Annotated in this window: 28 protein-coding genes, 1 tRNA gene and 1 riboswitch; of the genes, 16 read left to right on the top strand and 13 right to left on the bottom strand. The window is 62.1% G+C overall.

The features are described 5' to 3' along the window. The 4 genes from rnhA to GQB00_RS03325 all read left to right on the top strand — a co-directional run bounded on the left by rnhA (position 1) and on the right by GQB00_RS03325 (position 3978). Positions 1-447 carry a ribonuclease HI gene (gene rnhA, locus GQB00_RS03340; protein ID WP_111496065.1) on the top strand — a complete coding sequence of 149 codons (447 nt, stop codon included), beginning with the start codon at positions 1-3 and terminating at the stop codon, positions 445-447. Between the two features lie 25 nt (positions 448-472). Further along, positions 473-1201 carry a DNA polymerase III subunit epsilon gene (dnaQ, locus tag GQB00_RS03335; RefSeq protein ID WP_165855221.1) on the top strand — a complete coding sequence of 243 codons (729 nt, stop codon included), beginning with the start codon at positions 473-475 and terminating at the stop codon, positions 1199-1201. A gap of 332 nt (positions 1202-1533) precedes the next feature. Then, positions 1534-3240, top strand: a complete 1707-nt coding sequence (locus GQB00_RS03330; RefSeq protein ID WP_165855220.1) for a chemotaxis protein — start codon at positions 1534-1536, stop codon at positions 3238-3240. A gap of 78 nt (positions 3241-3318) precedes the next feature. Continuing rightward, positions 3319-3978 (top strand): multidrug transporter, encoded by a 660-nt coding sequence (locus tag GQB00_RS03325; RefSeq protein ID WP_111496068.1) that lies wholly within the window; start codon positions 3319-3321, stop codon positions 3976-3978. Between the two features lie 119 nt (positions 3979-4097). Here GQB00_RS03325 and GQB00_RS03320 read toward each other — a convergent pair whose 3' ends face one another. Further along, positions 4098-4409, bottom strand: a complete 312-nt coding sequence (locus GQB00_RS03320; protein ID WP_111496069.1) for an SCP2 sterol-binding domain-containing protein — start codon at positions 4407-4409, stop codon at positions 4098-4100. A gap of 270 nt (positions 4410-4679) precedes the next feature. Between GQB00_RS03320 and sohB the strand changes: the two genes are divergently transcribed. Together sohB and GQB00_RS03310 are read left to right on the top strand one after the other, a co-directional pair. Next, the gene (gene sohB, locus GQB00_RS03315; protein WP_165855219.1) at positions 4680-5747 is read left to right on the top strand and encodes a protease SohB; all 1068 of its coding nucleotides are present in this window, start codon (positions 4680-4682) and stop codon (positions 5745-5747) included. Between the two features lie 35 nt (positions 5748-5782). Continuing rightward, entirely contained in the window at positions 5783-6772 is a 990-nt protein-coding gene (locus GQB00_RS03310; RefSeq protein WP_165855218.1) for a YhdH/YhfP family quinone oxidoreductase, read from the top strand. Between the two features lie 64 nt (positions 6773-6836). Here the strand turns inward: GQB00_RS03310 and GQB00_RS03305 are convergent, their stop codons facing one another. The 4 genes from GQB00_RS03305 to metH all read right to left on the bottom strand — a co-directional run bounded on the left by GQB00_RS03305 (position 6837) and on the right by metH (position 13412). Further along, positions 6837-7337 carry a DUF934 domain-containing protein gene (locus GQB00_RS03305; RefSeq protein WP_165855217.1) on the bottom strand — a complete coding sequence of 167 codons (501 nt, stop codon included), beginning with the start codon at positions 7335-7337 and terminating at the stop codon, positions 6837-6839. Continuing rightward, complete coding sequence (locus GQB00_RS03300) at positions 7330-8982, bottom strand: nitrite/sulfite reductase (RefSeq protein ID WP_165855216.1); 1653 nt, start codon at positions 8980-8982, stop codon at positions 7330-7332. The genes GQB00_RS03305 and GQB00_RS03300 overlap by 8 nt, the downstream gene beginning before the upstream one ends. A 419-nt stretch (positions 8983-9401) precedes the next feature. After that, positions 9402-9572, bottom strand: a complete 171-nt coding sequence (locus GQB00_RS03295) for a DUF2970 domain-containing protein (RefSeq protein WP_323127240.1) — start codon at positions 9570-9572, stop codon at positions 9402-9404. Between the two features lie 141 nt (positions 9573-9713). After that, positions 9714-13412 (bottom strand): methionine synthase, encoded by a 3699-nt coding sequence (gene metH / locus GQB00_RS03290; RefSeq protein ID WP_165855215.1) that lies wholly within the window; start codon positions 13410-13412, stop codon positions 9714-9716. 213 nt (positions 13413-13625) lie between these two features. Here metH and nfuA point away from each other — a divergent pair, with 213 nt between their 5' ends. The 3 genes from nfuA to GQB00_RS03275 all read left to right on the top strand — a co-directional run bounded on the left by nfuA (position 13626) and on the right by GQB00_RS03275 (position 16062). Beyond that, positions 13626-14213, top strand: coding sequence for a Fe-S biogenesis protein NfuA (nfuA, locus tag GQB00_RS03285; protein WP_165855214.1), 588 nt, complete (start codon positions 13626-13628; stop codon positions 14211-14213). Positions 14214-14442: 229 nt separating this feature from the next. Further along, the gene (locus tag GQB00_RS03280) at positions 14443-15648 is read left to right on the top strand and encodes a DUF445 family protein (RefSeq protein ID WP_207950598.1); all 1206 of its coding nucleotides are present in this window, start codon (positions 14443-14445) and stop codon (positions 15646-15648) included. Between the two features lie 57 nt (positions 15649-15705). After that, complete coding sequence (locus GQB00_RS03275) at positions 15706-16062, top strand: hypothetical protein (protein ID WP_165855213.1); 357 nt, start codon at positions 15706-15708, stop codon at positions 16060-16062. A gap of 132 nt (positions 16063-16194) precedes the next feature. Here the strand turns inward: GQB00_RS03275 and GQB00_RS03270 are convergent, their stop codons facing one another. From GQB00_RS03270 to GQB00_RS03250, 5 genes are all read right to left on the bottom strand, one after another. Next, the gene (locus tag GQB00_RS03270; protein WP_111496079.1) at positions 16195-16521 is read right to left on the bottom strand and encodes a TusE/DsrC/DsvC family sulfur relay protein; all 327 of its coding nucleotides are present in this window, start codon (positions 16519-16521) and stop codon (positions 16195-16197) included. Then, positions 16521-16805 carry a sulfurtransferase complex subunit TusB gene (gene tusB, locus GQB00_RS03265; RefSeq protein ID WP_165855212.1) on the bottom strand — a complete coding sequence of 95 codons (285 nt, stop codon included), beginning with the start codon at positions 16803-16805 and terminating at the stop codon, positions 16521-16523. Before tusB ends, GQB00_RS03270 begins: the two co-directional genes overlap by 1 nt. Continuing rightward, the gene (locus GQB00_RS03260) at positions 16805-17155 is read right to left on the bottom strand and encodes a DsrE family protein (RefSeq protein ID WP_165855211.1); all 351 of its coding nucleotides are present in this window, start codon (positions 17153-17155) and stop codon (positions 16805-16807) included. Before GQB00_RS03260 ends, tusB begins: the two co-directional genes overlap by 1 nt. Further along, on the bottom strand, positions 17155-17571 hold the full coding sequence (tusD, locus tag GQB00_RS03255) for a sulfurtransferase complex subunit TusD (protein WP_165855210.1): 417 nt from the start codon (positions 17569-17571) through the stop codon (positions 17155-17157). The genes GQB00_RS03260 and tusD overlap by 1 nt, the downstream gene beginning before the upstream one ends. A 79-nt stretch (positions 17572-17650) precedes the next feature. Further along, positions 17651-18373, bottom strand: a complete 723-nt coding sequence (locus GQB00_RS03250) for a Bax inhibitor-1/YccA family protein (RefSeq protein WP_111496083.1) — start codon at positions 18371-18373, stop codon at positions 17651-17653. Positions 18374-18619: 246 nt separating this feature from the next. Here GQB00_RS03250 and GQB00_RS03245 point away from each other — a divergent pair. Next, a tRNA-Ser gene (locus GQB00_RS03245) sits at positions 18620-18710 on the top strand. 138 nt (positions 18711-18848) lie between these two features. On the opposite strand, the gene cobS is transcribed toward GQB00_RS03245, so the two are convergent. After that, complete coding sequence (gene cobS, locus GQB00_RS03240) at positions 18849-19619, bottom strand: adenosylcobinamide-GDP ribazoletransferase (RefSeq protein ID WP_323127239.1); 771 nt, start codon at positions 19617-19619, stop codon at positions 18849-18851. Between the two features lie 147 nt (positions 19620-19766). Here cobS and cobU point away from each other — a divergent pair, with 147 nt between their 5' ends. Further along, complete coding sequence (cobU, locus tag GQB00_RS03235) at positions 19767-20291, top strand: bifunctional adenosylcobinamide kinase/adenosylcobinamide-phosphate guanylyltransferase (protein ID WP_165855208.1); 525 nt, start codon at positions 19767-19769, stop codon at positions 20289-20291. A gap of 46 nt (positions 20292-20337) precedes the next feature. Here the strand turns inward: cobU and GQB00_RS03230 are convergent, their stop codons facing one another. Together GQB00_RS03230 and cobT are read right to left on the bottom strand one after the other, a co-directional pair. Then, positions 20338-20952, bottom strand: coding sequence for an alpha-ribazole phosphatase family protein (locus tag GQB00_RS03230; protein WP_323127238.1), 615 nt, complete (start codon positions 20950-20952; stop codon positions 20338-20340). Next, positions 20949-22010, bottom strand: coding sequence for a nicotinate-nucleotide--dimethylbenzimidazole phosphoribosyltransferase (gene cobT, locus GQB00_RS03225; RefSeq protein WP_165855207.1), 1062 nt, complete (start codon positions 22008-22010; stop codon positions 20949-20951). Before cobT ends, GQB00_RS03230 begins: the two co-directional genes overlap by 4 nt. 150 nt (positions 22011-22160) lie before the next feature. Here cobT and cbiB point away from each other — a divergent pair, with 150 nt between their 5' ends. The 5 genes from cbiB to GQB00_RS03200 all read left to right on the top strand — a co-directional run bounded on the left by cbiB (position 22161) and on the right by GQB00_RS03200 (position 26782). Continuing rightward, complete coding sequence (gene cbiB, locus GQB00_RS03220) at positions 22161-23072, top strand: adenosylcobinamide-phosphate synthase CbiB (RefSeq protein ID WP_165855206.1); 912 nt, start codon at positions 22161-22163, stop codon at positions 23070-23072. 10 nt (positions 23073-23082) lie between these two features. Further along, the gene (cobD, locus tag GQB00_RS03215) at positions 23083-24123 is read left to right on the top strand and encodes a threonine-phosphate decarboxylase CobD (RefSeq protein ID WP_165855205.1); all 1041 of its coding nucleotides are present in this window, start codon (positions 23083-23085) and stop codon (positions 24121-24123) included. Continuing rightward, positions 24120-25595 (top strand): cobyric acid synthase, encoded by a 1476-nt coding sequence (locus GQB00_RS03210; protein WP_165855204.1) that lies wholly within the window; start codon positions 24120-24122, stop codon positions 25593-25595. Before cobD ends, GQB00_RS03210 begins: the two co-directional genes overlap by 4 nt. Continuing rightward, positions 25592-26308: a 5,6-dimethylbenzimidazole synthase gene (bluB, locus tag GQB00_RS03205; RefSeq protein ID WP_165855203.1), complete on the top strand. Its 717-nt coding sequence runs from the start codon at positions 25592-25594 to the stop codon at positions 26306-26308. The genes GQB00_RS03210 and bluB overlap by 4 nt, the downstream gene beginning before the upstream one ends. A 47-nt stretch (positions 26309-26355) precedes the next feature. After that, positions 26356-26565: riboswitch (cobalamin riboswitch) on the top strand. A 31-nt stretch (positions 26566-26596) separates the two neighbouring features. Further along, on the top strand, positions 26597-26782 hold the full coding sequence (locus tag GQB00_RS03200; RefSeq protein WP_111496090.1) for a CbtB domain-containing protein: 186 nt from the start codon (positions 26597-26599) through the stop codon (positions 26780-26782). Positions 26783-26816: the final 34 nt, after the last annotated feature.

The raw sequence follows: 26816 nt of genomic DNA, 5'->3' as shown, positions 1-26816 counted from the left end.
ATGACAAAACGCGTAGTGCTCTATACCGACGGAGCCTGTAAAGGAAACCCCGGGCCCGGCGGATGGGGCGCGGTACTGAGTTACGGGGATGCCGAGCGCGAGCTGCACGGTGGTGAGGCCAATACCACCAACAACCGCATGGAGCTGATGGCCGCGATCGAAGGGTTGCGAGCGCTCAAGCGGGCCTGCGCAGTCGACCTCTATACCGATTCCCAGTACGTTCGCAAAGGCATCACCGAATGGATGGCCAACTGGAAGAAGAACGGCTGGAAGACCGCGGCAAAAAAGCCGGTCAAGAATGCCGATCTATGGAAGGCACTTGATGGCGAGGTACAGCGCCACGACGTCAACTGGCACTGGGTGAAGGGGCACGCCGGGATTCCCGGCAACGAGCGGGCCGATGGCCTGGCTAATAAAGGCGTTGAAGAACTCGCGGCAGTCAATTGATTCAATAGGATTATCTGGAAACGAAATGCGTCAGATTGTACTGGATACGGAAACCACGGGTATCGACCCGGAGCAGGGGCACCGGATCATCGAAATCGGGTGTGTCGAAATGGTTGAGCGGAAGCTGACCGGTCGCCACTATCACGTCTACATCAATCCGGAGCGGGAAGTGGAGGCCGAGGCGATGGCCATCCACGGGATTACCAACGAATACCTCGCCGACAAGCCGCTGTTCCGGGATGTGGCGACCGAGTTCTTTGAATTCATCAAGGGCGCTGAGCTGGTCATCCACAACGCGGCGTTCGACGTTGGCTTCATCAATCACGAGTTCCGCCAACTGGGCACGGGCTGGAAGGTCGAGGATCACTGCGGCGTGGTGGACTCCCTGGCCGTTGCCCGGGAGCGGCACCCGGGCCAGAAGAATAACCTGGATGCACTCTGTAAGCGTTACGGCGTGGACAACAGCAACCGCGAACTGCACGGGGCCCTGCTGGATGCCGAGATCCTGGCTGACGTCTTTCTGCTCCTCACCGGCGGGCAAACCGCGTTTTCGCTGGATGCCGGTAATGGCGAGGACGGTGAGGAAGCGGCTGGCGGTATACGCCGACTGTCCGCGGAGCGGCGCAAGACCCGCGTGATTCGGGCCAGTGACGACGAAATGACGGCGCACAGCGGCCTGCTGGACGTGGTGGCCAAGGCCGGCGGTGAAGCCATCTGGAACCGGATCGACGGCGAAGTCGAGTCCGTGGGCTAGGCCGAGGGCCGGAAAGAGTCAATGCCAACCGTGTAAAAGCCAGAAAAATAAGTACACAGAGCCTTTCTTGAGGTGCTTGAGATTTGTGTTATAAGTAAACGTTAGTTCGAATATTTTCAGCTCTGTACGGTCGATAAAGAGGCCAATAACGGGTTTGCCGCAGAGCTGGATTCAGGCGTATCGACAGGCCGGGGACCAAGCCAGACCCGCCGTTGCACGCACGCCGAACAAGAATAGCCACAGGTGGTGCCGGATTCCGGACAGAGTCGTCACCTGAATGATTCGGCAGGGGAAGCGGTGCTCTCCGCATTATCTATGGGAAGCGTTATTTTATGGTGCAATCGTCTCTGGCGACGAAGTCTCAGTCGTTTGATCTGGTCAAGGAAGAAATCGAGCAGACCATCAAACAGGCTGAGGGGAGCCTGGAACGCTTTCAGGAAAACAGGGAAAGTGGCGAAGACCTGCAGAACTGCGTCGATTTTCTGAATCAGCTGCGTGGCATTTTTGTTCTCGTTGAATTGCGTGGCGGGACGCTGCTCTGTCAGGAAGCGGTGGCGGTTGCCAATGATGTCCCGGTGGGTGCCAGCGACGACAAGAACAGTCTGCTGGCGGCCCTGAGCAGTGCTCTGTTTATCCTGAGGCGGTATGTTGAGTATTACCACCAGGAGAGGGCGGACCATCCTGAGCTGCTGCTGCCGATCACCAACGATCTCCGAATTGCCCGGGGCGAGAAACCCTACCCGGAATCCTGCTTCTTCGACATCGACGCGCGCAAACGACCTGATTTCTGCGCGAGTCTGACACTTGCTCCGCTGTCAGACAGTGACGACGATTTCGACATTCACGCCCGCCGTATGCGTCTGATGTTCCAGATCGGCTTGCTCGGTGTGATCAAGGAACGCAACCTGCGCATTAGCCAGAAGCTGCTTGCCCGTTCGGCGAAGGGCTTTGCCCGGCTCAGCGACGGCGCCCCCATGGGTCAGCTCTGGTGTCTGCTTGCTGTCGTGGTGGAGACCATGCAGGATCGTGCCATGGAATACGGGAAGTCTCGTAAGCGCCTGCTCATGCGGATCGAGAAGTACACCCGTGAAATCGTCTACATCGGCAAGGTGGCCATCAACAAGGATGCGCCGGATTCCCTGTTCAAGGACCTGGTCTACATCCTGTTCCGCAGTGGCTCGGTTAACCCCGAAGTCTCCCAGATCCTTGACAGCTATAAGGTTGCGCCCACCGATCTCCCCGAGCATATCCTGGAATCCCATCGCAAGCGCCTTTACGGTCCGGGTACCGATGTGCTGCGCTCCCTGTCCAACGCGCTGCGCGAAGAGCTCAATCAGCTCAAGGACAAGGTTGATATCATCGAGCGGGGTATTGAGCCGGATCTGAACGAACTGGCGGCCATAGCCGGATCCCTGGAGCAGCTGGCGAACACGCTGTCGGTTCTGGATCTCAGCAAACTGGCGGACCTGGCACGCAAGGAAGCGGCGCAATTGCGCAGCTGGCATGCCGACAACCGTCTGCCGGGTGACGACGAACTCTACAACCTGGCCAATGCGGTGCTCAGCATCGAGGACGCGGCGATGCAGATGGTCACCCGCGGCATCACCAGCGAGACCGATGCCCTGGCGATCGTCAAGGCCAGTCGCGAAGAGTCGACCTACCTGAGTGAGGCCTACATCGTGGTGGCCGATGAGGCGAGGGCAGCGCTCACGCTGGCCAAACGCGCGATCACGGCCTTTATCGAATCGGATTACGATAAGCTGCACCTGGCCAACCTGCCGGCAACGCTGCGCAGTATCTGGGGTGGTTTCATGATGCTGGAAGACCGTGACGGCGCCGCCGTGCTGGCCCGGATTGCCGACTCGATCCAGACCCGGCTGCTGGATGCCAGGGAAGCACCGGTGCCAACTGTGCTGGAAGCACTGGCCGACGCCCTGACATCTCTGGAATACTATATCGAAAGCATTGGCACCCGCGAGGAGCGCAACCAGGATTTGCTGAGGCTGGCGGAAACGTCCCTGGCCGACGTGGGCCTGTAACGACGAGCCTTCCTTCGGGCCGACACGATCGTCGGTCCGATTGCCTCGTCGCGGGGCGATAAAGGAAGAGAAGCGTCTATGCCCCAGGATTTTTCCCTGCTCACCCTGGCCGCCGTTGGCGGCCTTCTTGCCCTTATTGGTCTCGCCTTCTTCATTCGCCCCCGCTGGTTCTTCAGCTGGCTCAAGGGAACGTTTGCCATCTTCCTGATTGCGGCCGGCGCCTATATTGGCCTGCTGGCCCTGGATCTACGTCATTATCAGTCGCTGGAAAGTCTCGAGACCATTGCCACCATCGGCGTCTCCAAGACCGGGCCGCAAACCTGGCGGGTACGACTGGAGCGCAACGAGCGGCCGCCGATGGAAGTAGTCATACGCGGTGATCAATGGCAGGTGGATGCCCGTATTCTAAGGCTGGAAGGCCCGCTGGCGTGGCTCGGCGTCAAACCGGCCTACCGCCTGGACCGGTTGAGCGGTCGTTATGTCAGCCTGGAGCAGGAACGCACGGGCGAGCGCACGGTCTATTCGCTTGGCGAGCCGTCGTGGTTCGACAGCTGGCTGCTGGATCAGGATGTCGGGTTGCCCTTCGTCAAGGCCGTTTATGGTAACGCGACGTTTATGCCGCTGCGTGATGGGGCGGTGTTCGATGTCCGCTTGTCCAGCACTGGCCTGGTTGCGCTTCCGGGCAATGACGCGGCGCGGACGGCGATGGACGAATGGTTTCCGAAAGCGGGGACTTGATTAAGGTTTGCTTGAGGCCGGGAGCTGGTCAACAGGCACGGGCAGCAAATAAAACGGAGGAGAGGCATCGGGCCGTTCGCTGAGAGCGTCCGGCCCGAATCGTCAGTCAGGGCGACGACTTACATCTTGAACAGTTCACCCAGCTTGGTGGCGAGCATCATATCGCCCTCAGCGCGCAGCTGACCGGACATGAAGGCCTGCATGCCGTCGGTTTCACCGGACACGATGCCCTGGAGGGTTTCTGCATTCATGATCAGGGTGACGGACGGATCGTCGTGATCGCCTTCCTGGAGCTGGCAGGTGCCGTCGTTGATGATCAGGTGATAGTTCTGGTCGTCTTCGATGTTGAACTGGAAAACCAGATCGAGGCCGGCAGCCGCGTCCGCGTTGAAGTTCTGTTCCAGCTTCTGGAAAACCTGAGCTACAGACATTGTTTTACCCTTTTCGTGTGCGTCTAAAAGCGAGGAGCCGGGGCTGCGGGGCAGGTTATCCGGCGAAACCAGTTCGACTTTAGGGACCGCTGCAGAGGCTGTCAAGCTCGATCGAACGCTTGTTTGAATTTTCGTTCACAGGGGCCTCGTTTGACCGGTGGCAGGTCGGTTACAATCGCTGACCATTTGATGAAAATCTGCCAGTATGACTGGCATTTATCATACTATTTACCGTGTTTCTTACCGTATTTCGGCTGATGGAGAACCGATTTGGAATTTCTGACCGATTATGGGCTGTTCCTGGCCAAGACCGTGACCTTTGTGGTGGCGGTTCTTGCCATTGTGACAGTGATTGTATCCGCCGCTCATCGTAAACAGGACAGCGACGATCCGGACGGCGAGTTGCATCTCAAGCGTCTCAACGAGGGCTACAAGCGACTCAAGGAGAACCTGCAGCAGAAGCTGATGGGCGAGTCGGATCGCAAGGCCTGGCTCAAGGGGCGCAAGAAAGCAAAGAAGGCCGAAGCCAAGGCAAAGAAGAAAGCCGCGAAAGACGGCGAGACAGGGGACGAACCCGAGTCACCCCGGGTATTCGTGATCGATTTCAATGGCGATATCAAGGCCAGCGACAACGATTCCCTGCGTAAGGCCGTTACCGCCGTGCTGAGCGTGGCTGAGCCGGAGCGCGACGAAGTGGTGATTCGGCTGGAAAGTGGCGGTGGCCTCGTCCACGCATACGGCCTGGCGGCAGCGCAGTTGGATCGTATCCGTGCGAAGAAGATCCCGCTCACGGCCTGCGTCGACAAAGTGGCGGCCAGCGGTGGCTATATGATGGCTTGCGTTGCCGACCGCATCATTGCCTCGCCGTTTGCCGTGCTTGGCTCGATCGGCGTCGTGGCCCAGCTACCAAACTTCCATCGTCTTTTGAAGAAGAACGATGTGGATTTTGAGGTTCTGACGGCCGGTGAGCACAAGCGCACGCTGACGGTATTCGGCGAAAATACCGACAAGGGCCGGCAGAAGTTTCTCGAAGACCTGGAAGATACGCATGTGCTGTTCAAGGACTACGTCAGTGAACGGCGTCCGTCCGTGGACATCCAGGCCGTTGCCAACGGCGATATCTGGTTTGGCCGGCGTGCGCTGGACGTTCACCTGATCGATGAGGTGAAAACCTCTGACGAATACCTCATTGAAGCCTGTGATCGCGCCGAAGTAGTCTCGGTAAGTTTCCGCCGCAAGCGTACGCTGCCGGAGAAACTCGGACTGGCGGCCAGTGCGGCAATCGAGCACAGTGTCTGGAAGCTCCTGAGCACGTTGCGTCATCGCAACATCCAGTAATGACACATTCACTCAGTCAACAATAAGGATCTGAGATGAGCACCTTTCAAGCCTGGCGAGTACACGAACAAGACGGCCAATACGTCGGCGATATCGAGAGCCTGGACACCGGTGAGCTCCCGGAAGGGGAGGTGCTGATCCGCGTGTCGCACTCCGCCCTGAACTACAAGGATGCCCTGTCTGCTTCGGGCAACAAGGGGGTCACCCGAGAGTTTCCGCACACGCCCGGCATCGATGCGGCCGGCGAGGTCGTGGAAAGCTCGCTGAGTAAACCGGCTGTTGGCGACAAGGTGATTGTCACCGGTTACGACCTGGGCATGAATACAGACGGCGGTTTTGGGGAGTATATCCGCGTGCCGGCCGCCTGGGTGGTGCCGATGCCGGCGAACTGGGACGAGCGCAAAGCTATGATATACGGCACGGCGGGGCTGACCGCCGGCCTCTGTGTCGATAAGCTTCTGCGCATGGGGGCGCAGCCCGACCAGGGCGTCGTCGCCGTAACCGGTGCCAGCGGCGCGGTGGGGTCGGTGGCGGTTGAGTTGCTGTCACGTCTGGGTTTCAGTGTCACCGCCATCAGCGGCAAAAGTGAACACGCTGAGCACCTGACCCGGTTGGGCGCCGCCGAAGTGGTGGGGCGTGATGCGCTCGCCGCAGAAAAGAAGCCGATGCTCAAGCCGCGCTTTGCCCATGCGGTGGATACCGTCGGCGGCGGGCCGCTGGCGGAGCTGCTCAAACAGGTCTTTCCCGGCGGCTCCGTAGCCTGTTGCGGCCTGGTGGCCGGTCCGCAATTGGAAACCACCGTGCTGCCTTTCATTTTGCGCGGGATTAACCTGTTGGGAGTGGACTCGGTGGAGATTCCGTTGGCCTCAAAACAGGCGATCTGGTCGCGTTTTGCCAGCGAGTGGACTTGTCCCGAAACAGAGGCGTCGGCGAAGGATCTTGGCAAGGCGGACCTGAAAGGGGCACTGGATGCGTTCCTGACGGGCGCCTCTTCCGGCAGCCTGGTGCTGGATCACGCTCTCTAGTGATCCCCGTTCAGAGCGAAAAAAAAGACGGCCCGCGGGCCGTCTTTTTTGTGTGCTACCGGATTCAGGAAGCGCGCCGCCGGAACAGCGGCTGCTCTGTATCGACAGCGGCCTGATAGGCGTTGCTGAAGACGTTGAGGCAGTATTCAGCGTGGGCGCTGTCCTTGTCTTCACGCAGCGCGTAGGCGTTGAAGCCGCAGCGCTTCATGTAGAACAGCTGGTCCAGCAGCACGTCACCCACCGCACGCAGTTCGCCTTCGTAGCCATAGCGTTCGCGCAGCAGTCGGGCGATACTGTAGCCGCGACCATCGGTAAACTTCGGAAAGTTCACAGCGATCACCGGCAGATCACCGATCAAGTCTGCGTACACCTCCGGTTCCTCGTGGCTGTCGAACCAGATGCCGATGTCGTTGCGCCCGGCGAAGCGGTCCATGTTCTCTTTCCAGACGGCCGCCGGCAGCAGGGCAGGGCCATCCGGCAGGCTCAGGTCCTGGCCTTCCTCAGGCTTGGATACGAGCGTCCACTCATCGTTGTGGATGCCATCGTGGCGAATCAGCTCAGGCATAGACGCGCTCCTTGAAGGGATCAATACCAATCCGGCGATAGGTGTCGAGGAACGATTCTTCCTCGGTCCGGTTGTCGACGTAGACGTTGATGATCTTTTCGATCACTTCCGGCATTTCTTCACGGGCAAAGGACGGGCCCAGGATCTTGCCCAGGGACGCGTCGCGCTGGGACGAGCCGCCCAGGGAAATCTGATAGAACTCCTGGCCTTTCTTGTCGACACCCAGAACGCCAATGTTGCCCACGTGGTGGTGACCGCATGCGTTCATGCAACCGGAGATGTTCAGGTCGATGTCGCCCAGGTCGTAGACGTAGTCCATGTCGTCAAAGCGACGCTGGATCGCCTCGGCCACCGGGATCGACTTGGCGTTGGCCAGCGCGCAGTAGTCGCCGCCGGGGCAGCAGATGATGTCGGTCAGGGTGCCCAGGTTGGCCGTCGCAAAGCCCATTGGGCGGATGGCCTGCCACAGCTCGAACAGTTGATCCTGGCGCACGTCGGCCAACACCACGTTCTGCTGGTGCGTCACCCGCGCTTCACCGAAGCTGTACTGGTCGGCCAGGTCGGCGATCTGTTCCAGCTGGCGATCACTGGCGTCGCCCGGCGGCACGCCGGTTTTCTTCATGGTCAGCGTGACAATGCTGTAGCCCGGCTTCTTGTGCGCGTCGACGTTGCGCTTGACCCAGGCGTCGAACGCCTTGTTTTCCTCGCGCGGGGCCTTCAGGGCATCCGGGTTATCGTCCAGTGACGCGTAATCCGGCTCCGTAAAGAAGGCCTTGACCCGCTCAATGGCTTCCGGTGTCAGCTGTGACGGGGTGTCCTTGATGTGCTCCCATTCCGCTTCGACCTTTTCCGCAAAGGCTTCCGGCGTCATTGCCTTGACCAGGATCTTGATGCGGGCCTTGAACTTGTTGTCGCGGCGACCGTAGCGGTTGTAGACGCGCAGTACGGCTTCCAGATAGGTCAGCAGATCCATTTCCGGCAGGAATTCGCGGATGACCGGGCTGACAACCGGTGTGCGGCCCAGTCCGCCACCGACATAGACGCGGAAGCCCAGCTCGCCGGCGTCATTACGTGTGAACTCGAGGCCAATGTCGTGTACCTGTACGGCCGCGCGGTCATGGTCGTCGGATGCGTTGACGGCAATCTTGAACTTGCGCGGCAGGAACGCGAATTCCGGGTGGTAGGTGGACCACTGGCGAATCAGCTCGCAATAGGGACGCGGATCAACCATCTCGTCCGCCTGGACGCCGGCGAACTGGTCGGTCGTGGTGTTGCGGATACAGTTGCCGCTGGTCTGGTTGGCGTGCATCTCAACCTCGGCCAGCTCGGCAAGGATGTCGGGCACATCTTCCAGGGCCGGCCAGTTCAGCTGCACATTCTGACGGGTCGTGAAGTGCGCGTAGCCCTTGTCGTAATCACGGCTGATGCGGGCCAGGCGGCGCAGCTGGTCGGAGCGCAGCATGCCGTAGGGAACCGCAATCCGCAGCATCGGGGCGAGGCGCTGGACATACAGACCATTCTGGAGACGCAGTGGCAGGAATTCCTCTTCGCTGAGTTCTCCGGCCAGGGCGCGATCGGTTTGATTCCGGAACTGAGCAACGCGCTCTGTCAGGATCTGCCGATCATATTCGTCATAAACGTACATAAACCTGTTCCTGGGGACACTGATTCCAATTTGGCGGCTAAGATAGCAGCTTTGCCTTATGCACTAAATGATTATTTAACAATATGCTAATAGCGCAACGGACTTAAAACCCGGTGGAAGGAAGTCCCGTTCAAACATAGGCTTAACGTGAGTTCACCATGGTTGCGCAGGCTTCCGGAGGCGCCGGGTATGTCCGGCGTAAAGCAGCTATGGTCAAGGCGCCCGTTAACAAGCAGGCGCCGAACACATCACCCATGATAACAACAAAACGGATGCGGCGAGGAGTGCCATCATGAGCAAGAAATCGACGCGAACAGACAGCCAGGTCGACGCGGTTGCGGCGGTTGCCCTGATTCTATTGGCCGTGGCGTTTGCGGTGCTCTGGGTGAGCGGCCAGTAACCGGCTATCGGTCCGGGTGTCAGGCCTGGGTGCTGAGCACCCAGCGCACGATAAGCGCCACGCCGATCACAAAGATCAGGGTAAACAGGATGCCGCCGACAAGGTAGGGCAGCGGGCTGCCGCTGCCGAAATCCTCCTCGCGCCGACGGTTACTCTGCACACCGAAAGCGCCCGCGAGAATACTCTGCATCACCTTCAGAACGCCGGGTCGTCTGTTGGGGCGTTCCGATTGATTGTCCCGATTACCGTCCGATTGCGCCATGCGTCCCTCAACTGATCACTTTCGTGCGATGGGCGGGCCGTGAGATTGGGCGGGCGCGTCCGGCGGCGTTTATTCCGCCGGGTCGTAGGCCAGACTTGGCGCCAGCCAGCGCTCGGCCTCCGCTTTGCTCACACCCTTGCGATGAGCGTAGTCCTCAACCTGGTCACGGCCAATCTTGCCGACGGCAAAGTATTTCGACTCCGGATGCGCAAAGTACCAGCCGGAGACGGCCGCCGCCGGCAGCATCGCGAAGTGCTCGGTCAGGTGCATGTCGGCGTTGGCCGGTGCTTCCAGTAGTTCGAACAGGGTAGCCTTTTCCGTGTGATCCGGACAGGCCGGGTAGCCCGGCGCCGGGCGGATGCCACGATAGCGCTCGCGGATCAGGGCGTCGTTATCGAGGGATTCGTCTTGCGCATAGCCCCAGAACTCCTTGCGCACGCGCTCGTGCATGCGCTCGGCGAAGGCTTCGGCCAGACGGTCCGCCAGTGCCTTGACCATGATGGCGTTGTAGTCGTCGTTGGCCGCCTTGTACTCGTCGGCTAATTCCTCGGCCCCAATGCCGGCGGTTACCGCGAAGCCGCCCACGTAATCGCAGCGCTCGCAGTCTTCCGGCAGCAGGTAGTCCGACAGCGCCAGCATGGCTTTGCCCGGCGCCTTTTCGTCCTGCTGGCGCAGGTGGTGCAGGGTGGTGAGTTCTTCGCTGCGGGATTCGTCGGCGTAGACGACGATGTCGTCACCGCGCCGGTTGGCCGGCCAGAAGCCGATCACCGCCTTGGCCGTGAGGCGCTTTTCATTGAGGATCCGCTTGAGGATGGCCTGGGCATCGTCAAAGAGAGTGCGGGCGGCTTCCCCGCGCTTGGGGTCGTCAAAGATTTGCGGATACTTGCCGGACATGTCCCAGGAAATAAAGAAAGGCGTCCAGTCGATGTAGTCGACCAGCTCGTCCAGGTCGTAGCTCTCGAAGGTGCGCAGGCCGGTAAAGCTCGGCCGCACTGGCGTGTAGCCCTCGAAGGAGATGCCGGTATCCCGTTGGCGTGCGGCGGACAGGTCGATCAGTTTGGTGCGCTCGCCGCGATTCTTGCGACGCTCGCGAATGGTGTCGTATTCCTCGCGGGTCGCTTCGCTCAGGGGCGGTTTCTGGGTCTGGCTGAGCAGTTGAGAGGCGACGTTCACGCAGCGTGAGGCGTCGGACACGTAGAGCGCGAGGTCGTTCTTGTACTGGGGCTCGATTTTAACCGCCGTGTGAGCCTTGGAGGTGGTTGCGCCGCCGATCATCAGCGGAATCTGGAAGTCCAGACGCTGCATCTCGCGGGCAACGTGCACCATTTCGTCAAGCGACGGCGTGATCAGCCCGCTCAGGCCGATGATGTCCACGTTTTCGGCCTTGGCCGTTTCCAGGATTTTCTCGCAGGGCACCATCACGCCCAGGTCGATGACCTCGTAATTGTTGCACTGCAGCACCACGCCGACGATGTTCTTGCCGATATCGTGGACGTCGCCCTTGACCGTGGCCATCAGGATCTTGCCCTTGGCCTGCTGGCCTTCGGATTTCTCCGCCTCGATATAGGGGATCAGGTGCGCCACCGCCTGCTTCATCACCCGGGCGCTCTTGACCACCTGGGGCAGGAACATCTTGCCGTCACCGAACAGATCGCCAACCACGTTCATGCCGTCCATCAGCGGGCCCTCGATAACCTCGATCGGGCGGTCGGCGTTCTGGCGGCAGGCCTCGGTGTCGTCGATGATGTAGTTGGTGATGCCCTTGACCAGCGCATGCTCCAGTCGCTTCTCGACCGGCCATTCGCGCCAGGCCAGATCTTCCTCGCGAGCCTTGCCTACCACGCCCTTGTAGCGCTCGGCCGCATCCAGCAGCCGGTCGGTGGCATCGTCCCGGCGGTTGAGTACCACATCGGTGACCAGCTCGCGCAGCTCGTCATCAATCTCATCGTAAACCACCAGTTGACCGGGGTTGACGATGCCCATGTTCATGCCCGCCTTGATGGCGTGGTACAGGAACACCGAGTGGATGGCTTCGCGCACCACATCATTGCCGCGGAACGAGAAGGAGACGTTACTGACCCCGCCGGAAATGGACGCGTGGGGCAGGTTTGCACGGATCCACTGGGTGGCTTCGATAAAGTCCACCGCGTAGTTGTTGTGCTCCTCGATGCCGGTGGCAATGGCAAAGATGTTCGGATCGAAGATGATGTCCGCCGGATTGAAGCCGATGCCGGTCAACACCTCGTAGGAGCGCTTGCAGATCTCGGTCTTGCGCTCGAAGGTGTCGGCCTGGCCGTCCTCGTCGAACGCCATGACCACCACGGCGGCGCCATAGCGCAGGCAGGAGCGCGCCTTGGCGATGAATTCCTCTTCGCCTTCCTTGAGGCTGATGGAGTTGACCACCGCCTTGCCCTGGATGCAGCGCAGCCCCGCCTCGATGACTTCCCACTTGGAGGAGTCGATCATGATGGGCACCTTGGCGATGTCCGGCTCCGACGCCACCAGTTTGAGGAAATCGACCATCACGTCACGGGAATCCAGCATCCCCTCGTCCATGTTGATGTCGATGATCTGGGCGCCGTTTTCGACCTGGTCGCGGGCGACGCTGAGCGCTTCCTCGAACTGTTCTTCCTTGATCAGGCGCAGGAAGCGCTTGGAGCCGGTGACGTTGGTGCGCTCGCCGACGTTGATGAACAGTGTGTTCTCGTCGCCGGTGAAGGGCTCCAGGCCGGACAGGCGCAGCGCCGGCTTGATCTCCGGGATCCGGCGCGGCGGGTATTTGGCCACCGCATCGGCAATGGCTTCGATATGATCCGGCCGCGACCCGCAGCAGCCGCCGATGATGTTGAGGAAACCGTCCCGGGCAAAGCCTTCGATGATCTCGGCCATTTCCTCGGGCGTCTGGTCGTACTCGCCGAACTCATTGGGCAGGCCCGCGTTCGGATGCGCGCTGACGTAGGCGTCGGCACGGTTGGACAGCTCTTCCACGTACGGACGCAGGGCATCGGCGCCGAGCGCGCAGTTCAGGCCAACCGAAAGCGGCTTGGCGTGGGCGATGGAGTTCCAGAAGGCCTCGGTGGTCTGGCCGGAGAGCGTGCGGCCTGAGGCGTCGGTGATGGTGCCGGAGATCATGATCGGCAGTTCGATACCGCTGTCTTCGAAATACTGCTGCGTGGCGTAGATCGCCGCCTTGGCGTTCAGGGTGTCGAAGATGGTTTCAATCAGGATCAGGTCGGAGCCGCCTTCCACCAGACCTTTGACGGCTTCGTAGTAATTCTCATGCAACGTCTGGAAATCGATGTTGCGGTAGCCCGGGTTGTTGACGTCGGGCGAGATGGACGCCGTGCGCGAAGTGGGGCCAACGGCGCCGGCGACAAAGCGTGGCTTGTGCGGCTCTTTGGCCGTGAATTCGTCGGCGATCCGCCGTGCCAGCTGCGCACCCGCGACGTTCAGCTCGTAGGCCAGGTCCTCCAGTCCATAATCACTCTGGGACAGGCGCGTGGAATTGAACGTGTTTGTCTCGATGATGTCGGCGCCCGCCGCCAGGTAATCGGCGTGGATATTACGCAGCAGCGCCGGCTGGGTCAGGTTCAGCAGATCGTTGTTGCCCTGGACATCCTGATCGTAGTCGGCGAAGCGTTCGGCGCGAAAAGCGGCTTCCTCGAGTTTCAGGTTCTGGATCATGGTGCCCATGCCACCGTCCAGAACGACGATTCGTTCCTGCAGGGCGTTGTGGAGTTGTTTCAGTCGGGTCTCACGATCACTCATCAGGGTATGTCCGGGTTGTGTTGACGTATTCAGGGCGCGAAAGGATAGCAAAATTGCGCTGGCGCGTCCCGGCATCGGTTGCAATTCAGTTAATTGGCAGCATATCCATACCCAATGACTATTGGGGCACGCAAATCTGAGTAAAACACTAGGTCTTTTATGTTTTTCCGGCGTGCCTTAAAATGAAATCAAATTCTCAAGCAGGTTAAAGAGATGGCATTGGTTACCGTTACCGATTCTGCGCGGGATTACCTGGCGCAATTGATCGAGAAACAGGATGTCGAAGGCATGGGCGTTCGCATCTTTGTGACCCAACCGGGCACGAAGCATGCTGAAACCTGCCTGGCGTACTGCCCGCCAAACGAGGTGGTGCCCACGGACGAGCAGGTCGACCTGAAAAAGTTCACCCTGTACCTGGATCACACTTCGGTGCCGTTCCTTGAGGAAGCCTTTGTGGATTATGCCACTGACCGCATGGGCGGGCAGCTGACCATCAAGGCTCCCAATGCCAAGGTGCCGAACGTCGACGAGAACGCGCCGCTGCCGGACCGGATCAACTACATCCTGGCTTCGGAGATCAACCCGGGCCTGGCGTCCCACGGCGGCGAAGTGTCACTGGTGGAGATCGAGGACGGCTCGGTTGCCGTTTTGCGTTTCGGGGGTGGTTGCCAGGGTTGCAGCGCCGTCAGTCTGACGCTGAAGCAGGGCGTGGAAAGCACGCTGGTGGAGCGCGTTCCAGAGCTTACGGCGGTTCGCGACGTGACCGACCACAGCTACACCGAAAACGCCTACTACCAGTAACCCCGGTGGCGCGAGGGTGAGAACCACCCTTGCGTCGCCTGCCCACCAGCGTCCGCTGGGAGTCACGTCCCGCTGTTCCCGGCGGGACGGCCAATGCAGTTCCTGATCGCATCGAGCATGATCGACTCCAGAGTGAGGGTCCGAACGCAGCGCCAGTGCCTGCGTCGTTGTCCTCGCAGGGAGCTACAGGCGATTGCCTGGCTGAGTGGAGAAACGGACTGGGGAGCCCATGATCAGCGACAATGCGCTATGGACCATTCCGCTGATGGCGGCCTTCGTCGGATGGGTGACCAACTGGCTGGCGATCCAGATGTCGTTCTACCCGGTGCAGTATATGGGCATCGGCCGCTGGTTCGGTTGGCAGGGTGTCATTCCCCGTAAGGCCGAGAAAATGGCCCATATCTGTGTCGACCGCACCCTGCAGCAGTTCGGCGATCTGTCGCTGGTCTATGACAAGCTCGATCCCCAGCGCATCGTGGAACAGGTGGTGTCACAGGTCACCCCGCGGCTGGACGAGTACATCGACGAGATTATGTACGATGTGCAGCCGATTCTCTGGGACAACCTGCCCAACTTCGTGCGTAACCGCATCTACCAGTGGGCCCGCGAGCAACTGCCCGGGCGCATCGAGTCGCTGGTTGAGGATTTCGGCGACGACCTGAGCGAGATCGTCGATCTGAAGGCGCTGCTCAGTCGCGAGCTCAAGCAGCATCCCGACCTCATGAACCGGATCTTCCAGCAGGCCGGCGCCGTCGAACTTCGCTCCGTCATCAACAAAGGGGCGCTGATCGGTGGCTTGCTGGGCGCGGCCATTCTTCCGGCCTGGCTGTCCTTTCCCTATCCCTGGCTGCTGCCGCTCGCCGGATTCGGCGTTGGCTTCCTGACCAACTGGATTGCCATCAACCTGATCTTCCGTCCCCTCAAGCCGTTACGTGTGTTTGGCTGGCAGGTTCAGGGGCTGTTCCTGCGCCGTCAGGACGAGATCAGCGAGGTGTGGAGCCAGTTGGTGGCCGAAGAGCTGCTGACGGTGGAAAAAGTGGCGGACGCCATGATCCACGGCCGGGAAGGTGGCAGGACTCGCGCCATTATCCAGAAGCACCTGCGTCCGCTGCTCGATCAATCGCTGTTGATGAAGCTGGGGGCTCAGCTCAGCGTAGGGATGACCGGTTACACCGAGCTGAAGAAGGCCATGAATGACAAGGCGGTGCTGGCGACCGGACATGTGTTCTGCGATCCGGCATTCAACCGCGAGCGTGCGCCGATCGTGGCCGGTGTGCTGGCCCGACAGATGAAATCCCTGGCGCCGGCTGAATTCCAGGACATCCTTCGGCCGGCGTTCAAGGAGGAAGAACTGTACCTGATGCTGGTTGGTGGGCTGCTGGGTGCGGTGGCCGGCATCGTGCAGTTGGGCTTCCTGCACTACTGGCCGGGCTGACCCGACAGCGGCCGATACGTGCGCCCCTGAAACCGTATACGCGAAGGAGAAACGACGATGCCGATCTGGCAGGAAATCCTATTGCAGGTGGCTGTCACCGGGTTAACGGTCCTGCTCGTACTGGCCGGCTTTTACCGCTGGGTGTTGCGCCCCTATCTGGATCGCAAGGTGGAGGAGCTGAAGGAGGTCGGTCAGGGGGTTGAAAACCGCGTTCGGGAAGGCGTTCGCGAGGGTGTGCGGGAAGGCGTTATGGATCTGCCGGAGAGCACGCTTAAGGAATCGACCCGTACGTTCTTGCGCTTTGGCTCCGGCCTGGTGGAAAACGGGCTCAGCAGTTTCCTTGGTTCCGTCGACGCGCAGGGGCGAGAGGGCAACGGCCCCGCCCGCCCGGACAAGTCGGCTTCAGGCGAATAACGACGCGAACCATTTCAAGATCCACTTCACGGCAGGCTGTTCGGCTTGCCTCATGGCTTTATCGCGACCAGCCGCCCGGGCATTGTTGTCCAGGCGCGCCCGATACAGCGACTCGGAAGCCGTTATCCATCGTCAAAGGCAGTTGGTCGGGCGCGGCAGGCCGGCAATCCGGCTGGCCACCTTGACGGCGCTGGTGCCCGGGAACAGCTGCATCAGGTAGATGCTGTTGCCTTTCTCTTCGCCGAAGTGCTGTTTGACGGCTTTGACGAAGAACCGGGCTGCTGGCGGCGCCATTTCATGCTCCGCATAAAAATCCCGCAGCATATTGATGATTTCCCAGTGGGAATCGGTCAGCGCAATGTCCGATTCGGCGGCGATTCTTTCCGCCACCGGCGGCGTCCAGAGAGAAGGGTCTTCCAGAAAACCTTCGTTGTTACGGGCGGGCATTACAAACGACATTACCAGCACACTACCTTTTCAAAGCTGAGGGTCAAAGGAACGAAATCGCTGAATTCGATGGCGGCGACGTTGGGCTTTACCGGCGCCGTCTCCAGGCCGCGCGCAGCGAGATCCGGCGCGAGTGCCTTGATGTTCGCATCGGCGGGCGTTTGCAGCGCCTCGTCGAGCAGGCCTAGTACGCCGTTTTCGGTGAGCAGCAGTGTATCACCCTGGCGCAGGGCGTCGATGCAGGCGGAGAAGCGCGGGTGGTCAGGATCCTTGTTGAGAATATGAAGCGTCGGCATCACAGGCGTACCACGTCGGAGAATTGATGCGCCAGCTCGGCCAGACTGGCGACGGGCGTAATTTCAAGCCCGGAATCGAACGCGGTACCGAACCGATCAAACGCCGACTGCGGCACGTACAGCGCCTCGATACCAAACAGGCTGGCCGCGGCAAGGTTGCGCGATCCGGTCTTTTGCTCGATACCTTGCGGCGCCTGCTCTGCGCGCAGCCAGTGCACCCCCTGGCCCGAGAAGGCGAGGGAAACGGGTTGATCGAAAGCGGCGGCGGAGAGCGCCATATCGAGCGTTTCCCGGCCGCTCCAGTCCCCGTAGGGCGCGCGGTCGATGATGAACAGGTAGCGGCGCTCCATCAGTGACTCCCGTTGAAATAGAGGGTTCGGTCGGCCTGGCTCGTGGCTTCGAGCCAGTCCCCCAGACCGGCGACCACAAACGGCGCCGCGACGTTCGCGGCGGCTTTTTCGTAGCGCCTGGCTTCGCCTTCGTCCAATAGCCCGCGCCGCAGGGCGGAAGCAATGCAGCAGGTGGCCGGTACGGCGTGGGTTTTCAGGAACGCCTGCCACTGGGCGGGCCAGTCGGCTTCATCGCTGGGTGGGCAGGTCAGGGTAGAGGCCAGATGAACGCCGTCACCGTAAAGGAAAACCCGGTCGATCGTATGGCCCTGGGCAACGGCGGCGCGGGCAAACTGCAAGGCCGTTTGCGGGGCCTGGCTGGTGTAGGGCGCCCCCGTGATGACCAGGGCGAAGCGGGCGGCTTCGGGCGCGGGCATGGTGATATCCTCAAATAGCTGGCCAGGACGAAAAAACCCCGGCAGAACCGGGGTTTTGTCAGACGATCCGGCGGACGGATCAGTCGTCGTTGAAAGCACCGATGATGTGCAGCAGGCTGACGAACAGGTTGTAGATGTTCAGGTACAGCCCGGTGGTGGCGATGATGTAGTTGGTCTCGCCGCCGTTCACGATGCGGCTGGTGTCGTACAGGATAAACCCGGACATCAGCAGCACAATCGCCGCACTGATCGCGAGGCTGAAGGCGCCCACGTCAACGCCGAACATGCCGGCCACCATCGAGCCGATGGCCGCGACCACAACCACGACCAGACCCGCCATCAGCATACCGCCCATGAAGCTGAAGTCTTTCTTGGTGGTCAGGACATAGGCGGACAGGGTCATGAACACCACAGCGGTGCCGCCCAGCGCCTGCATAATGATGGCGCCGCCATTGGACAGAGCCAGGTAATGGTTCAGAACAGGGCCGAGGCCGAGGCCGAGCAGACCGGTGAACGCGAAGACCACGCCGATGCCCGCTGAGCTGTTTGCCGTGCGCGGCAGCACCAGCCAGACCAGAGCCAGAGCGCCCAGACTGCATACGAGGCTGGCGCCACGGCCCAGACCGATGGCCATGGAAACGCCGGCCATGACGGCGCTGAACAGCAGGGTCATTGCCAGCAGGGAGTAGGTGTTGCGTAATACCTTCTGGGCATCCGCATCAATCTGGGTAGCGCGCCCCGCTTGGCTGGGCGCGTAAGCACTCCCTTGGCCATTACGAACTTGGAAGCGTCTGTCGTCCATCATTATCTCCAGTCAGATGGTGGAACGGTTAGATAGAACCTACATTCATGATAAAGGCAAAACCGCACATTTCAATGTCTTAAATCGGCAATTGATCGTGTTTCTGTGGGCTTTTTGACCAGCGTTCGACGAAATGGTTCAGCGCTGATACCACTTTGCGATGAATCGATGACAAGGCGTTGACAGCTAAAACGATTCCGGTATCATGCTCCCCGCTGTCGCAAGGCAGTGTCGCCAAGGCGCAGCGGTGGGCTGGCAGAGTGGCTGAATGCAGCGGTCTTGAAAACCGCCGAGGGTTAATAGCCCTCCCGGGGTTCGAATCCCTGGCCCACCGCCACTTTTCTCCTTTCCTTATCTTTTATCTTCCCGGTTTATACCTTCTAACGTTTTCTGGCTTGACCATCCTCGGCCAAGTGATCAGCAGGTCCTGGTTGCCCGCGGGTTTCGCGTTAACGATATTGCGGGTTTCACGGCGTCAAACCGTGCACCCCATCAGTAGCACGAGTTCGGACAGCGCCACGCAAGCACCCAGCGCGTCGCCCGTGTATCCACCCAGCTGTGATTTCAGATACAGGCCCCAGAGCATGGCCACGCCGAGTGTGGCTGTGAGGCCCGTCATCACGATGCCCGGCATCCAGGGCGTTGCCGTCAGCGCAATCAGCGCGGCGATGCCTGTGGCGACCGCCAGTCGCGTGCCGGGAAAGCCGCTGGCCACCGGTTTGGTTTTGCTTTGCTCCGACAGCGTCACATAGGGCAGCGCGCGCATCAGCAGCAGGGGAGTCAGCCTTGAGATCGCCGGGGCGACCAGCAGGGCCATGGGGATTGAGCGGGCATCCAGCAGCAGCGCGGCCTTCAGGCCCAGCGCCATAACCAGAGCGGCCGCGCCGTAGGTGCCGATGCGGCTGTCCTTCATGATGCGCAGGCGATCTTCGAGCGTATAGCCTCCGCCGAGGGCGTCCACCGTGTCCGCCAACCCATCCTCATGGAAAGCACCGGTCAGCCAGAGGTGCAGGATCATCACCAGCAATACGCAAACCAGCGGGCTGAATAGCGCGCCCAGCGCCAGGTACACTCCGGCATAGATGGCCCCGAGCATGAGCCCCACCAGCGGGAAGTACATGCTGCTGTTGTTCATGCGCTGCTGCGAGTAATCGATGCGAATCGGCAGCGGAATGCGGGTCAGGAAGCTCACGGCCAGCCAGAAGGTCTGCCATTCCTGGTTGAGTCGGGACGGGGATGCGCTCACGGGGACCTCGGTTAACGGATGAATCCGGCATTCTAAAGGGAAAGTCGGGAATTGACAGGTCGGAGGGTCTGCCTCGTGGTAATCTGGGCGCCTGCCGACAGGGCGGTCGCAGCGGCCGCTCATCCAAGCGAAAGTCCAGGAATCAACATGCCAGAAAGAGTTTTGGTTGTCGGAGGTATCCGCTCCGGCAAGACCGCCATGGCGGAAAATATCGCCGGGAATTCAGGCGCGCCCGTGATCTACGTGGCCACGGCGACCGCGGGCGATGGCGAGATGGCGCAACGGATCGAGCGTCACCGGGCGATCCGGCCCAGTCACTGGGGCTTGATCGAGGAGCCGGTCCGTCTCGGACGTGTGTTGCGCGAACAGTCCCAGCCGGAGCCGTCGTGCCTGTTGGTGGACTGCATGAGCCTGTGGCTCAGCAACGTGCTGTACCAGGGGGATGACGTGTTGGCGGCTGAGCGGGAAGCGTTCGTCGATGCGCTCGCCGAGTATCCTGGCGATGTTGTGATCGTCAGCAATGAAGTGGGGCTGGGCACCATTGGGATGGATTCATTGACCCGCCGTTTTTGCGACGAACTGGGGATACTGAATCAGGCTCTGGGGCAGACCTGTGACCGGGTCGTCATGAGCGTGGCGGGGCTCCCTCTCACCCTGAAGGCGCCGGGCTAGCGTCCCTTAATGCCAGCCCCGAGCAATGCTGATGCTGCCGGCTAGCTCAGTCCTGGACCGCCGGCGTATGGCTCAGCAGGGCACTGAATTCGCCGTGCTCGCTGCGGTCCACCCGGATGCGGCTGCGGCAGGCGTAGGGCACTGCAAAGCCGGAGAACGATTGCTCCAGCGGTATGCCGAGCACCCGTGCCAGCAGCATGCGAATCACGCCGCCGTGGCAAACCAGCAGCACCCGCTTCCCTCGTTGATCGTCCAGCAACTGGCGCCAGCCTGCGCCCACCCGGTCGTAGAACGCCGGTAGCGCCTCGCCGCCACCCGGGGTGTTGGCCACCGGGTTCGCCCAGAAGCGCTGCAGATGATCGCCGAAGGCCGATTCGATCTGGGCCGCTGTCAGGCCTTCCCAATCACCGAAGTGAACTTCCTGAAGCTGCGGTTCAGTCACCAGTGGAATCCGGCGCTCACCGGCCACTTGCTTGGCGAATTCGCAGCAGCGCCTGAGGGGGGAGGTCACGACCACGTCCCAGGTTTCATCCTCTGGCACCGCACCCTTCATCTGTTCCCAGCCCAGCTCGCTCAGCGGGTCATCCTTGCTGCCACGAAACATGGGGCCGCCCTGGGGCTCGCCATGGCGGATCAGGTCGATAAACGTGGTGTCGTTCACTGGTCACTCCCGTCGCTGACGCCTGCGTCGGCGAAGCTGGCCATCTGGTTGTGAAGGGCGCAGGCCGAACGCAGCAGTGTGACCGCTGTCGCCGCACCGCTGCCTTCCCCGAGCCGCATACCCAGATCCAGCAAGGGATGGGCTTCCAAGGCGTCCAGTACTTTTTGATGACCCTGTTCGGCGGAGCGATGACCGTAGTGGAGCCAGGCGCGTAGGCCCGGCTGTTGGCGCAGGGCAACCAGAGCCGCCACCGATGCGATAAAACCGTCCACCAGTACCGGGATGCCGCGCGCGGCGGCGCCCAGGTAGCTGCCGGCGATGGCGGCAATCTCGAATCCGCCCAGGGACTGCAGCAGGGCCAGGGGATCCCGGTCCTGGCCGTGGCGCGCCAGGGCCAGCTCAACGACATCCGCCTTGTGGCGCACGCCGTCCGGCGCGAGCCCGGTGCCGGCACCGACCAGCGCGCGCGCTGGCTGCTCAAGAATGGCGCAGGCGAGCGCGGCCGCGGTGGTGGTGTTGCCAATGCCCATATCACCGGCGATAAACAGCTGCGCACCGGATTGAGCGGCTCGTTCGGCGGCCTGGTCGCCAGCCTGCAGGGCGGCGGCGATCTGATGGTCGTCCATGGCGGGTTCGCGGGCAATATTCCCCGTCGCTGGCGCGATGGGAGCGTGGATGATGTTCGGTACATCGGCCCGCACCTCGCCCACGGTTCCCAGGTTCACCACTTCCAGCGCCGCGCCGAGCTGCCGCGCCAGCACGCTGATGGCGGCACCGCCGGTGGCGAAGTTCGCGATCATCTGCGCCGTGACGGCCTGGGGAAAGGCGGAGATGCCTTCGTCGCAGACGCCGTGATCGCCGGCAAACACCGCGATGTGTACGCGATCGACGGCCGGGTCCAGGCGCCGTTGCTGGCCGCACAGGGCTATGGCGGCGTCCTCCAGGCGTCCCAGCGAACCCGGCGGTTTGGTCAGCGCGAGCTGATGTTCCTGTGCGCGGCGGGTGAACGTCTGATCGGGTGCGTGGGGCGCGGTGATCCAGGGGGCGGGTAGGGTCATGGTGATTCCTGCGAGATTCAAAGGCGACCGATGGTCTAACGGCCCCGAAGTGGTGTCAAGGCGGTCCCGGTCGAGTAGACTGTGCGCCCTGTCAGATTACTTGTCCTGGGTCATTAGCCCGGGAAATCGCTTCGCTGAGGTTTATCGGAATTGATCGCGTCCGCCGGTGTCATTGTCGTCGCCCTGCTGTTGGATCACTGGCTGGGAGAGCCCCGGCGAGGGCATCCCGTTGTCCTGTTCGGCGGGCTGGCGGCCCGCGTTGAGGCGAGCTGGAACCGTGAACCCCGATCCGTCGCGCGCGGTGCTATCGCCGCCTGCCTGCTGCTGGTGCCTGTTACCCTCCTGGCCTGGGCCGTCAGCGCCTCACTCTCGGGTAGCCTGCTGCTGGCCGTTGAAGCCGTCGCGCTCTGGCTTTGCCTGTCCCTGCGCGGCTTGGCGGAGCACGGGCGAGCCGTGCGGGCCCCGCTCGAACGCCAGGACATCGAAGGCGCGCGTAAGGCCGTGGGCCGAATCGTCAGTCGCGACACGAGGGCGCTGGATGAGACCGGTGTGGCCACCGCCGCCACTGAATCCATGCTGGAGAACGGCGCCGACGCGGTCTTCGCCAGCCTGTTCTGGTATTTGCTGGCCGGCCTGCCCGGTGTGCTGCTGCATCGTATGGTCAACACGCTTGACGCCATGTGGGGCTACCGCAACGAACGCTTCAACCGGTTTGGCCGGTTTGCCGCCCGTCTCGACGATGCCATGAATTACCTACCGGCACGACTGACGGCCCTGACCTATGCCCTGGTCGGGCGCACGGCGGACGGCTGGCGCTGCTGGCGGGAGCAGGGCAAGACCTGGGAAAGCCCCAATGCGGGACCGGTCATGGCGGCCGGCGCGGGTGCGTTGCACGTGAATCTGGGTGGGCCGGCGCCGTACAGCGAGGGGATGCGGGCGCGTCCCCGCCTGGGTGTCGGCCCGATCGCCAGCGCGGCCACGATCGGCGCGGCGATTGGGCTTGTCTATCGTGGTGTTGTCCTGTGGGTCGGGGCGGTGTTGCTGATGGCGGCGGCGGGCTGACCCTATGGCCATGTCCGGAAAGCCCAGCCTGGAGCACGGTGGCCGGCTCAACGCCGTGGCCCGCCAATGGAACATTCCCCGGGAACAGTGGCTCGATCTGTCCACGGGAATCAACCCGGTCAGTTGGCCGGTGCCGGCGTTGCCGGAGACGGTCTGGCAGCGGCTTCCCGAGGACGACGACGGCCTGGGGGATGCGGTGCGTCTCTGGTCTGGCGCTCCCGATAACGCCGGATGTCTTCCCATCCCCGGGACCCAGGCCGCCATCCAGCGGTTGCCGAGGCTGCGGCCGTCCTGTCGCGTCGGTGTTCCGGTCCCGGGCTACGAGGAGCACGCCCGCTGCTGGGCCCAGGCCGGCCACACGGTTGTCCCGTTGGCTCAGGATGACGGGGGTGCCGATGATTGGCTCGACGAGCTGGACGTGGTTGTCTGGATCAATCCCAACAACCCCAGCGGCGAGCGAATCGAGCGGCAACGGCTCCTGCACTGGCACGAACGCCTGCAATCCCGCGGTGGATGGCTGGTGGTGGACGAGGCGTTCCTGCTCCCGGACGAACCGGGTGAAAGCCTGGCTCCGGTGGCTGACCGTCCGGGACTGGTGATTCTCAAATCCCTGGGTAAGTTCTTTGGCCTGGCGGGGATCCGGGCCGGTGCCGCATTGGGCGATGCGGACATAGTGTCGGCGCTGGCAACCGATCTTGGGCCCTGGGCGCTCAGCACACCGGCCCGCTTTATCATGGCCCGGGCACTTGCCGATGCGGCCTGGCAGGCGCAGACGGTCGAGCGCCTGCGCGCGGACAGTCAGCGTCTGGCGGCCATGCTGGCCCGGCACGGCTTCCCGGTTGTTCAGGGAACGGCGCTGTTCCAGTACGCGCCAACGATCGCGGCCGACGCCTGGGCGGATGCGCTTGCCCAGCGAGGTGTCTACGTGCGCCGGTTCACCAAGCCGGCCGCGCTGCGTTTTGGCCTGCCTGCAACCGAATCCGACTGGCGCCGGCTGCAGCAGGCGCTGCAGGAAATCCAATCCGAAAGAGTCAGGAACACGGCACGATGACCACATTGATGGTGCAGGGTACCACGTCCGACGCCGGCAAGAGCACGGTTGTGGCGGCGCTTTGCCGCTGGCTGGCGCGACAGGGCGTCTCGGTCGCCCCGTTCAAGCCCCAGAACATGGCCCTCAACAGCGCGGTGACCCGCGACGGCGGCGAAATCGGCCGCTCCACCGCATTGCAGGCCCTGGCTTGTGGCCTGGAGCCTCACAGCGACATGAACCCGGTCCTGCTCAAACCGCAGACCGACTGCGGTGCCCAAGTGATCCTGCGCGGCCAGGTTCACGGCAACATGGATGCTTTGGATTACCTCGCTTACAAGGCCGAAGCGGCCAAGTCAGTGATGGCGGCCTGGCGTGACCTGTCCGCGCGCTACGATGTGATCATCGCCGAAGGCGCCGGCAGCCCGGCGGAAATCAACCTGCGCGCCAACGATATTGCCAATATGGGGTTCGCCGAAGCGGCGAATTGCCCGGTCCTCCTGGTGGGGGATATCGAACGCGGCGGCGTATTCGCGCAATTGGTGGGCACGCTGGAGCTGGTGTCTGAGAGCGAACGAGACCGCATTGCGGGATTCGTGATCAACCGGTTCCGGGGCGATCCGGGCCTGCTCACGTCCGGCCTGGAGTGGCTCGAAGAGCGGACCGGCAAGCCGGTGGTGGGTGTGCTGTCGCACCTGAGCGGTCTGCTGCTGGACGCCGAGGACAGCGTTAACCTGACCTCCGTTGCCGGCAACGGCCAGCTCAGGGTGGTGATTCCACGTCTGCCGCGCATGAGCAATCACAACGATTTCGACCCGCTGCGCCTGCACCCGGGCGTGGACCTGAGCTTCGTCGGGGAGGGCGAAGCCATCCCGCCGGCGGACGTGATCATCCTGCCCGGCAGCAAAAGTACGCGCTCCGACCTGGCCTGGCTGAAAGCGCGGGGCTGGCCCGGGGCGATCCGCCGGCATCTGCGCTACGGCGGGCATGTGTTCGGCATCTGCGGCGGCTTCCAGATGCTGGGCGAGTGGGTTGCCGACCCCGACGGCCTGGAAGGGGAGCCGGGCAACAGCGAAGGGCTGGGCCTGCTGCCGCTGAACACCCGGATGGTGGCCGGCAAACAGCTGCGCGAGGTAGCGGGCGAGCTGCGGCTGCCGGGCGGGGACGATATGGCCCCGCTGACCGGCTATGAAATGCACAACGGCGTGACCACCGGCGCCGCGCTGGAACGCCCGATTCTCAACCTGGGCGGTCGCCCCGATGGCGCCGTCAGCGACGATGGCCAGATCATGGGCACCTACGTGCACGGGCTGTTCGACCGGCCTGAGGCCTGCGACGCCCTGCTGGCCGCCTGGGGGCTGCGCGGTGAGGCCGCGGCGGTGGATTACCAGCAGCACCGGCTTGCCCAGCTCGATCGCCTCGCCGACCATCTCGACCAGCAACTGGACACTGAGAGACTCCGGCACTGGCTGGGTCTGCCGAAGGAAACCGAATGACCGATTCCGCCAACGACTTCACCGACGCCGAGCGCCAGGGGCTGTATCGCGCCATTTTTGAGCGTCGCGATGTTCGCTCCCAGTTTCTGCCCGATCCGATACCGCCCGGGGTGCTTGGGCGGCTCATCGAAGCGGCCCACCACGCGCCGTCCGTGGGTTTTATGCAGCCCTGGGATTTCCTGGTGATCGAAAGCACCGAGGTACGTCGCCGGGTGCTGGAGAACTTCGAGCAGGAGAACCAGCGGGCCGCTGACAATTACGAGGGCGAACGCCAGGGCACCTACCGCAGCCTCAAACTGCAGGGCATCCTCGACAGCCCGCTCAACCTCTGCATCACCTGCGATCGCAGCCGCGGCGGCCCCAAGGTGCTGGGGCGCAACAGCATCGTCGAAACCGACCTGTTCAGCACTTGCCTGGCGGTGCAGAACCTGTGGCTGGCGGCCCGTGCCGAAGGCATCGGCGTCGGCTGGGTCAGCATCCTCGACCAGGAGCGGTTGGCCGAGGTGCTGGCGTTGCCTGAGAACGTCTATCCGCTGGCGTATCTGTGTGTGGGGTATGTGAGCGAGTTTCTCGAGCAGCCCGAGCTGCAGGCCAGGGGCTGGCGTTCGCGTCTGCCTCTGGAGCAGCTGGTGCATCACGACGGCTGGCAAAAAGCGTTGCCGGATGGCCACCCGTTGGCCGACTGGCTGGCCCACAGAACACCCCGAAAATAGGGCGGTCCGGCGGTCCCACATTGCGCCCGCCGGGGCGTTGAATTACGATATCCACCTCGAAGACGGGTGCCCCTGCCACAGGGGATAATCGGGAAGTATGGTGCGGCCTCAGGCCCATTCCATCGCTGCCCCCGCATCGGTAATAAACGCGTAGTCTGCAACATGCCACTGGCCAACGCCGGGAAGGTGCAGATGATGGCGCTCGAAAAGGCGCCCCGTTTTAAGCCCGAAGACCGGCCTGTCATTCCTGCTATCCACCAGTGGTGCGGCGGGCACCAAGGAGTTGATATGTCTGCGTTTTCCTCATCCTCCAGCGAATCGGTTTCCGGTTCCCGGGTTTCATCGGCCGTCCAGCAGGGCGCTGTTGCGGTCTTCGGCGCGTTGATCCTTTACGCCGTTGGCTTCCTGCCGATGAGCGCGGCCCACAACGCCGCGCACGATACCCGGCACACGTTCGTTTTCCCCTGCCACTGAGCGCTGTCCGATCGTAGGCTATCCGTTCATGGAT

The sequence above is a fragment of the Marinobacter sp. JSM 1782161 genome (assembly GCF_011421605.1).
Classification (GTDB): Bacteria; Pseudomonadota; Gammaproteobacteria; order Pseudomonadales; family Oleiphilaceae; genus Marinobacter_A; species Marinobacter_A bohaiensis.
This window is presented reverse-complemented; position numbering and strand designations above follow the sequence as displayed.

What these genes read in the sequence shown, in the direction of transcription:
- tusD (WP_165855210.1), bottom strand. Translation starts at nt 17,571, where the DNA reads ATGCCCGCGCCCGAAGCCGCCCGCTTCGCCCTGGTCATCACGGGGGCG.
- GQB00_RS03300 (WP_165855216.1), bottom strand. Translation starts at nt 8,982, where the DNA reads ATGTACGTTTATGACGAATATGATCGGCAGATCCTGACAGAGCGCGTT.
- GQB00_RS03260 (WP_165855211.1), bottom strand. Translation starts at nt 17,155, where the DNA reads ATGGAGCGCCGCTACCTGTTCATCATCGACCGCGCGCCCTACGGGGAC.
- cobT (WP_165855207.1), bottom strand. Translation starts at nt 22,010, where the DNA reads ATGACCCTACCCGCCCCCTGGATCACCGCGCCCCACGCACCCGATCAG.
- GQB00_RS03250 (WP_111496083.1), bottom strand. Translation starts at nt 18,373, where the DNA reads ATGGACGACAGACGCTTCCAAGTTCGTAATGGCCAAGGGAGTGCTTAC.
- GQB00_RS03270 (WP_111496079.1), bottom strand. Translation starts at nt 16,521, where the DNA reads ATGTCGTTTGTAATGCCCGCCCGTAACAACGAAGGTTTTCTGGAAGAC.
- GQB00_RS03280 (WP_207950598.1), top strand. Translation starts at nt 14,443, where the DNA reads ATGATCAGCGACAATGCGCTATGGACCATTCCGCTGATGGCGGCCTTC.
- bluB (WP_165855203.1), top strand. Translation starts at nt 25,592, where the DNA reads ATGACCGATTCCGCCAACGACTTCACCGACGCCGAGCGCCAGGGGCTG.
- dnaQ (WP_165855221.1), top strand. Translation starts at nt 473, where the DNA reads ATGCGTCAGATTGTACTGGATACGGAAACCACGGGTATCGACCCGGAG.
- GQB00_RS03200 (WP_111496090.1), top strand. Translation starts at nt 26,597, where the DNA reads ATGTCTGCGTTTTCCTCATCCTCCAGCGAATCGGTTTCCGGTTCCCGG.
- GQB00_RS03320 (WP_111496069.1), bottom strand. Translation starts at nt 4,409, where the DNA reads ATGTCTGTAGCTCAGGTTTTCCAGAAGCTGGAACAGAACTTCAACGCG.
- GQB00_RS03325 (WP_111496068.1), top strand. Translation starts at nt 3,319, where the DNA reads ATGCCCCAGGATTTTTCCCTGCTCACCCTGGCCGCCGTTGGCGGCCTT.
- GQB00_RS03305 (WP_165855217.1), bottom strand. Translation starts at nt 7,337, where the DNA reads ATGCCTGAGCTGATTCGCCACGATGGCATCCACAACGATGAGTGGACG.
- GQB00_RS03330 (WP_165855220.1), top strand. Translation starts at nt 1,534, where the DNA reads ATGGTGCAATCGTCTCTGGCGACGAAGTCTCAGTCGTTTGATCTGGTC.
- cobU (WP_165855208.1), top strand. Translation starts at nt 19,767, where the DNA reads ATGCCAGAAAGAGTTTTGGTTGTCGGAGGTATCCGCTCCGGCAAGACC.
- GQB00_RS03275 (WP_165855213.1), top strand. Translation starts at nt 15,706, where the DNA reads ATGCCGATCTGGCAGGAAATCCTATTGCAGGTGGCTGTCACCGGGTTA.
- GQB00_RS03210 (WP_165855204.1), top strand. Translation starts at nt 24,120, where the DNA reads ATGACCACATTGATGGTGCAGGGTACCACGTCCGACGCCGGCAAGAGC.
- GQB00_RS03310 (WP_165855218.1), top strand. Translation starts at nt 5,783, where the DNA reads ATGAGCACCTTTCAAGCCTGGCGAGTACACGAACAAGACGGCCAATAC.
- nfuA (WP_165855214.1), top strand. Translation starts at nt 13,626, where the DNA reads ATGGCATTGGTTACCGTTACCGATTCTGCGCGGGATTACCTGGCGCAA.
- rnhA (WP_111496065.1), top strand. Translation starts at nt 1, where the DNA reads ATGACAAAACGCGTAGTGCTCTATACCGACGGAGCCTGTAAAGGAAAC.
- tusB (WP_165855212.1), bottom strand. Translation starts at nt 16,805, where the DNA reads ATGCCGACGCTTCATATTCTCAACAAGGATCCTGACCACCCGCGCTTC.
- GQB00_RS03295 (WP_323127240.1), bottom strand. Translation starts at nt 9,572, where the DNA reads ATGCAGAGTATTCTCGCGGGCGCTTTCGGTGTGCAGAGTAACCGTCGG.
- metH (WP_165855215.1), bottom strand. Translation starts at nt 13,412, where the DNA reads ATGAGTGATCGTGAGACCCGACTGAAACAACTCCACAACGCCCTGCAG.
- cobD (WP_165855205.1), top strand. Translation starts at nt 23,083, where the DNA reads ATGTCCGGAAAGCCCAGCCTGGAGCACGGTGGCCGGCTCAACGCCGTG.